The sequence below is a fragment of the Methylobacterium jeotgali genome (genome assembly GCF_022179345.1).
GTDB classification, from domain to species: Bacteria; Pseudomonadota; Alphaproteobacteria; order Rhizobiales; family Beijerinckiaceae; genus Methylobacterium; species Methylobacterium jeotgali.
The window spans coordinates 1-6,527 of sequence record NZ_BPQR01000071.1; the positions used below are offsets into that span (position 1 = coordinate 1).

At 68.7% G+C, this 6,527-nt stretch carries 4 protein-coding genes; all 4 read left to right on the forward strand.

Annotation, left to right across the window (positions count from 1 at the left end; translation table 11 throughout):
* Nucleotides 1-91 precede the first annotated feature (91 nt).
* The 4 genes from oxlT to MFF04_RS18360 all read left to right on the forward strand — a co-directional run bounded on the left by oxlT (nucleotide 92) and on the right by MFF04_RS18360 (nucleotide 6,243).
* Nucleotides 92-1,417 (forward strand): oxalate/formate MFS antiporter, encoded by a 1,326-nt coding sequence (oxlT, locus tag MFF04_RS18345; protein ID WP_238277929.1) that lies wholly within the window; start codon nucleotides 92-94, stop codon nucleotides 1,415-1,417.
* Nucleotides 1,418-1,981: 564 nt separating this feature from the next.
* Nucleotides 1,982-3,733, forward strand: coding sequence for an oxalyl-CoA decarboxylase (gene oxc / locus MFF04_RS18350; RefSeq protein WP_238277931.1), 1,752 nt, complete (start codon nucleotides 1,982-1,984; stop codon nucleotides 3,731-3,733).
* A gap of 110 nt (nucleotides 3,734-3,843) precedes the next feature.
* Nucleotides 3,844-5,124, forward strand: coding sequence for a formyl-CoA transferase (frc, locus tag MFF04_RS18355; RefSeq protein WP_238277933.1), 1,281 nt, complete (start codon nucleotides 3,844-3,846; stop codon nucleotides 5,122-5,124).
* A gap of 186 nt (nucleotides 5,125-5,310) precedes the next feature.
* Nucleotides 5,311-6,243, forward strand: coding sequence for a methionyl-tRNA formyltransferase (locus MFF04_RS18360; protein WP_238277936.1), 933 nt, complete (start codon nucleotides 5,311-5,313; stop codon nucleotides 6,241-6,243).
* Nucleotides 6,244-6,527 lie beyond the last annotated feature (284 nt).

Below are 6,527 nucleotides of genomic sequence, written 5' to 3' on the forward strand. Positions count from 1 at the left end.
CCGGATTCAAACGTGGCATTCAATATGCCACGTTTGAATCCGGCAGAATAATCCCGTCGATCGCAGAGATCGCGCGAAAAAAGGTGACGGGATGGAACGCCAGGACACGCCGGTCGCGGCCGGGGAGGATGCGCCCTCGGCGCGGTGGTGGCAGCTCGGGTTCGGCATCGTCTGCATGGCGATGATCGCGAACCTCCAGTACGGCTGGACGCTCTTCGTCGACCCGATCGACGCCAAGTTCCACTGGGGCCGGGCGGCGATCCAGCTCGCCTTCACGATCTTCGTCGCCACCGAGACCTGGCTCGTGCCGGTCGAGGCGTGGTTCGTGGACCGCTACGGCCCGCGGATCGTGGTCTGCTTCGGCGGCTTCATGATCGCGCTCGCCTGGGTGCTGGACTCGACCGCAAGCTCGCTCTGGATGCTCTATCTCGCGGCCGTGGTCGGCGGCATCGGCGCCGGCTCGGTCTACGGCACCTGCGTCGGCAACGCCCTCAAGTGGTTCCCGGACCGGCGCGGCCTCGCCGCCGGCGCCACCGCCGCCGGCTTCGGCGCGGGCGCCGCGATCACCGTGATCCCGATCGCCAAGCTCATCGCCTCGAGCGGCTACCAGAGCGCCTTCCTCACCTTCGGCCTCATCCAGGGCGCCGTGGTGGTGGTGCTCTCGATGTTCCTGCGCAAGCCGAAGTCCCTGCGGCCGCCGGCCAAGAAGAAGCTCCACCTGCCCCAGAGCCGGGTCGACCGCACCCCGCGCGAGGCCGTGCGCAGCCCGGTCTTCTGGGTGATGTACGCGATGTTCGTGATGGTCGCCTCCGGCGGCCTGATGGCGGCGGCCCAGCTCGCGCCCATGGCCCACGACTTCAAGGTCGCGGACGTGCCCGTGAGCGTGTTCGGCCTGCAGATGGCGGCGCTCACCTTCGCCCTCTCGCTGGACCGCATCCTCGACGGCTTCGGGCGCCCGTTCTTCGGCTGGGTCTCCGACACGATCGGCCGCGAGAACACCATGTTCCTCGCCTTCAGCATCGCGGCGGTGTCGGTGGTGATGCTCGTCCTCTACGGGCACCACCCGCTGGTCTTCGCCTTCGCCACGGCCGCCTACTTCGGGGTGTTCGGCGAGATCTACAGCCTGTTCCCGGCGACCTGCGGTGACACCTTCGGCTCGAAGTTCGCGACCACCAACAACGGCCTGCTCTACACCGCCAAGGGCACGGCCGCCTTCCTGGTGCCCTTCGCGAGCCTGCTCTCGGCCGCCTACGGCTGGACCGCGGTGTTCGGCATGATGATCGGCTTCAACATCGTGGCCGCGCTGCTCGCCCTCTTCGTGCTCAAGCCGATGCGGGCCCGCTACCTCGCGCAGGGTGAGGCCGAGGCCGACGCGGCGCTCGCCGCCGCGCCCCGCCAGGCCGCCGTCGCCGTCTGAGGCGGGCTGGATCGGTCGATCATCGATGCCCCGCCGCGGTCCGAGAGGATCGCGGCGGGGTTCTTTTTGGGGCGCGACAGACGGCCCCGAATGTCGCTGGAAAAGGGCGGCCGGTGCGCTGGCCGGTTTGACACGTGGTATCTGGTATGCCAGGGTCGAACGGTCGTGGCGAGCGGTCCGAAAGGTCCCGCTGCGGAACCCTGGCGCCCCTGTCCGAACGGATCGCGGCGCCGACGCCTGGCCGATGAGGCGGGCGGCGCGGGTTCCCGGGGAACGTAGGGCGGCTCGCGGCGAGGACGAGACGAAGCGGCGGGAGACACGGCTGCGCGGATCGCCCGGAGGACGCTGACATGGGCAGGATCACGGACGGGCAGCCCTCGGCTGGCCCGAAGGCGGTGGCCGGGACGGCCGCCGCGCCGTCGCAGGCCCGGGTGGATGTTCGCTCCGGGCGGCCGGTACGCCGCCTTCCCCTCAAGGTCAGCGTCGCGCTCGCGTAGAGTTGCCGGCTTCCCCCGGAAGCCTTCGCCGAAGCCTCGAAAGCAAAGTTTGTTCGGGAGGAAAAGAATGTCCGCACTCGCAGCACAGAACATCGATGAGATCGTCTCGCACGAGCCGGCCGAGCAGGAGCTCACCGACGGCTTCCACCTCGTCATCGACGCGCTGAAGCTCAACGGCATCGACACGATCTACGGCGTGCCGGGCATCCCGATCACCGACCTCGGCCGCATGTGCCAGGAGGAGGGGATGCGGGTCATCTCCTTCCGCCACGAGCAGAACGCCGGCAACGCCGCCGCCATCGCGGGCTTCCTCACCAAGAAGCCCGGCATCTGCCTCACCGTCTCGGCCCCCGGCTTCCTCAACGGCCTGACGGCCCTCGCCAACGCCACCACGAACTGCTTCCCGATGATTCTCATCTCGGGCTCCTCCGAGCGCGAGATCGTCGACCTGCAGCAGGGCGACTACGAGGAGATGGACCAGCTCGCCATCGCCAAGCCCCTCTGCAAGGCGGCCTTCCGCGTCCTGCACGCCTGCGACATCGGCATCGCGGTGGCCCGCGCCATCCGCGCGGCGGTCTCGGGCCGTCCGGGCGGCGTCTACCTCGATCTGCCCGCCAAGCTCTTCTCGCAGACCATGGATGCCGAGGCCGGCGCCAAGTCCCTCGTCAAGGTGATCGACGCAGCCCCCGCCCAGATCCCCGGCCCCGACGCCGTCAAGCGCGCCCTCGACGTGCTCAAGGGCGCCAAGAAGCCCCTGATCATTCTCGGCAAGGGCGCCGCCTACGCCCAGGCCGACGAGGCGGTCCGCCAGCTCGTCGAGACCAGCGGCATCCCCTACATCCCGATGAGCATGGCCAAGGGCCTCCTGCCCGACAACCATCCCCAGTCGGCCGGCGCCGCGCGCTCGCTGGTGCTGAAGGATTCCGACGTGGTGCTCCTCGTCGGCGCCCGCCTCAACTGGCTGCTCTCGCACGGCAAGGGCAAGGCCTGGGGCGAGCCGGGCTCGAAGAAGTTCATCCAGATCGACATCGAACCCCGCGAGATGGACTCGAACATCGAGATCGCCGCGCCCCTCGTCGGCGACATCGGCTCCTGCGTGCAGGCGCTGCTCGACGGGATGGGCAAGGACTGGCAGGCCCCGCCCTCCGACTGGACCGACACCATCAAGTCCCGCAAGGAGGCCAACATCGCCAAGATGGCGCCGCGCCTCCTCAAGAACTCGACCCCGATGGACTTCCACGGCGCGCTCGGCGCCCTGAAGACCATCATCGCCGAGCGCCCCGACGCGATCCTCGTCAACGAGGGCGCCAACACCCTCGACCTCGCCCGCGGCATCATCGACATGTACGAGCCGCGCAAGCGCCTCGACGTCGGCACCTGGGGCGTGATGGGCATCGGCATGGGCTTCGCCATCGCCGCCGCCGTCGAGACCGGCAAGCCGGTGCTCGCCGTCGAGGGCGACAGCGCCTTCGGCTTCTCGGGCATGGAGGTCGAGACCATCTGCCGGTACAACCTGCCGGTCACGGTGGTGATCTTCAACAACAACGGCATCTACCGCGGCACCGATGTCGACCCGACCGGTCGCGATCCGGCCACCACGGTGTTCGTGTCGGACTCCCGCTACGACAAGATGATGGAGGCCTTCGGTGGCGTCGGCTATCACGTCACCACTCCGGATGAGCTGAGCCGGGCGGTGAACGAGGCGATGGACTCCGGCAAGCCCTGCCTCATCAACGCGGTGATCGATCCGGCCGCCGGCAGCGAGAGCGGCAACATCGGCAGCCTCAACCCGCAGAGCGTGGTCAAGAAGAAGAAGTGAGCCGGTCACGGTTCGCGCCGGCGGGCGGGGGGATGTCTCCCCGCCCGTATTTCGTATACTGACAGGGCCGATCGGCGGATAAGCCGACGGAAGGAAACACAGAGGGAACCATGGCGAAGGCACTCGAAGGCGTGCGCATTCTGGACTTCACGCATGTCCAGTCCGGCCCGACCTGCACCCAGCTTCTCGCCTGGTTCGGCGCCGACGTGATCAAGGTCGAGCGCCCCGGCGCGGGCGACGCCACGCGTCAGCAGCTCCTGGACATCCCCGATGTGGACGGCCTCTACTTCACGATGCTGAACCACAACAAGCGCTCGATGACGATCGACTCCAAGCACCCCAAGGGCAAGGAGGTGCTCTGGCGCCTGATCAAGGAGTGCGACGTCCTCGTCGAGAACTTCGCCCCCGGCGCGCTCGCCCGCATGGGCCTGACCTGGGAGAAGATCCACGAGGCCAACCCGCGCATGATCCTCGCGTCCGTGAAGGGCTTCGGTCCCGGCCGCTACGAGGACTGCAAGGTCTACGAGAACGTCGCCCAGTGCGCCGGCGGCTCGGCCTCGACCACCGGCTTCCGCGACGGCATCCCGATGGTGACGGGCGCCCAGATCGGCGATTCCGGCACCGGCCTGCACCTTGCGCTCGGCATCGTCACCGCCCTCTACCACCGCACCCATTCCGGCCTCGGCCAGAAGGTCGACTGCGCCATGCAGGACTCGGTGCTCAACCTCTGCCGCGTGAAGCTGCGCGACCAGCAGCGCCTCGCCCACGGCCCGCTCCACGAGTACAGCCAGTTCGGCGAGGGCATCCCCTTCGGCGACGCCGTGCCCCGCGCCGGCAACGACTCCGGCGGCGGCCAGCCGGGTCGCATCCTGAAGTGCAAGGGCCACGAGCACGATCCCAACGCCTACATCTACTTCATCACCCAGGCGGCGGTCTGGGGTCCGATCTGCGACATCATCGGCGAGCCCGGCTGGAAGACCGACCCCGGCTACGCGACGCCCAAGGCCCGCCTGCCGCACCTGAACGAGATCTTCACGCGCATCGAAGCCTGGACGATGACGAAGACCAAGTTCGAGGCGATGGACATCCTCAACGAGTTCGACATCCCCTGCGGGCCGATCCTCTCGATGAAGGAGATCGCCGAGGACGAGGCCCTGCGCGCCACCGGCACCATCGTCGAGGTCGACCACCCGACCCGCGGCAAGTACCTGAGCGTCGGAAACCCGATCAAGCTCTCGGCGAGCCCCTCGGACGTGACCCGCTCGCCGCTGCTCGGCGAGCACAACGACGAGATCCTGCGCGACGTGCTCGGCTACAGCCAGGACGAGATCGCCGAGATCGCGGACTCGGGCGCCATCGGCGCCGTGCCGACCAAGATGGCTGCCGAGTAGGGCGGTCCTTTCGGGGGAGGGCGCCTCGGGCGGTCCTCCCCGCGCGGCCGGTGCGCGGTTTTCATCCGGCTCTCTCTGTCTCCCGATGACGGTTTCGCGCGATGGCGCGGAACCCGCGAACGGGGCTAACGCCTTTCCCGCCCGCGGTGCTTCAGGCACCGCCGCCGGAAAGGAGACGACGCCCGCATGCGCATCGCGTTCATCGGTCAGCAGGATTTCGGAGCCGCCGTGCTCGAGGCGTTCCTCGGCCGCGGCGACGAGATCGTCGGGGTCTTCTGCGCGCCCGAGAAGGAGGGCGCCAAGCCCGATATCCTCAAGCGCACGGCCCTGGAGCGAGGCCTGCCGGTCTTCCAGTTTCCGAGCCTGAAGAGCGACGAGGCCGAGGCCGCGATGCGCGGGCTCGGCGCCGATATCGGCATCATGGCCTACGTGCTGCAGTTCGCGCCGCAGAGCTTCGTCAACATCCCAAAGCACGGCACCATCCAGTATCACCCGTCGCTGCTGCCGGCCCATCGCGGGCCGTCCGCCATCAACTGGCCGATCGCCAAGGGCGAGACCCGCACGGGCCTGAGCATCTTCCGCCCGACGGACGGCCTCGACGAGGGGCCGGTCATTCTCCAGAAGGCCTGCGAGATCGGCCCCGACGACACCACGGGCGATGTCTATTTCGAGCGGCTGTTCCCCCTCGGCGTTGCGGCGATGCTGGAGGCCGCCGACCTCGTCGTCTCAGGCCGCCACGTCGAGACGGTGCAGGACGAGTCGCAGGCAAGCTACGAGGGCTGGTTCCGGGCCCCGGAAGCGACGATCCACTGGGCGAGCCACATCGACCAGATCTACGACCTGATCCGCGCGGCGAACCCCGCGCCGGGGGCCGTCACGACGCTCAACGGCGAGACGCTCAAGATCTACGATGCCCGCAAGCATCCGGTGCGCACGATCGGCGAGGTCAAGGGCAAGCCCGGCGAGGTGGTCGCGGTCGGCGCCGACTCCTTCCATGTCACCGCGCAGGGCGGCCGCATCGAGATCCTGATCGTGCGGCCCGAGAGCGGCGGCAAGATGCCGGCCGGCGAGTTCGCCCGCGCCAAGGCGCTGGCGCCGGGCGCTGCCCTCGGCGACTGAGCCTCATCCCCTTCTACGGCCGAAATTTTATTCGCGGCGCGCAGAAAAATTAGTTCCATGACCGGAGCGTCGCCGTGCGGCAAAGACGGCCGGGAAGTCTGACGTGTCCCGGTCCCGTCCCGCGCTGTCCGTCTAAGGATAGGCCGGAGCGGGATCGCACCGCGCCAGCGGCTGGTATGCCGAATGCCAGAGGCCGGCCCCGAGCCGGCGAGCCAGGATCGGAGCGGAAGCGCCTCTCTCGAAGGGACGTGCCGCAGGGAGAAGCGCCATGAACGTACACGAGT

Bases quoted from the DNA above. Each gene is read 5' to 3' on its own strand.
- MFF04_RS18360 (WP_238277936.1), top strand. From the start codon at position 5,311: ATGCGCATCGCGTTCATCGGTCAGCAGGATTTCGGAGCCGCCGTGCTC.
- oxc (WP_238277931.1), top strand. From the start codon at position 1,982: ATGTCCGCACTCGCAGCACAGAACATCGATGAGATCGTCTCGCACGAG.
- frc (WP_238277933.1), top strand. From the start codon at position 3,844: ATGGCGAAGGCACTCGAAGGCGTGCGCATTCTGGACTTCACGCATGTC.
- oxlT (WP_238277929.1), top strand. From the start codon at position 92: ATGGAACGCCAGGACACGCCGGTCGCGGCCGGGGAGGATGCGCCCTCG.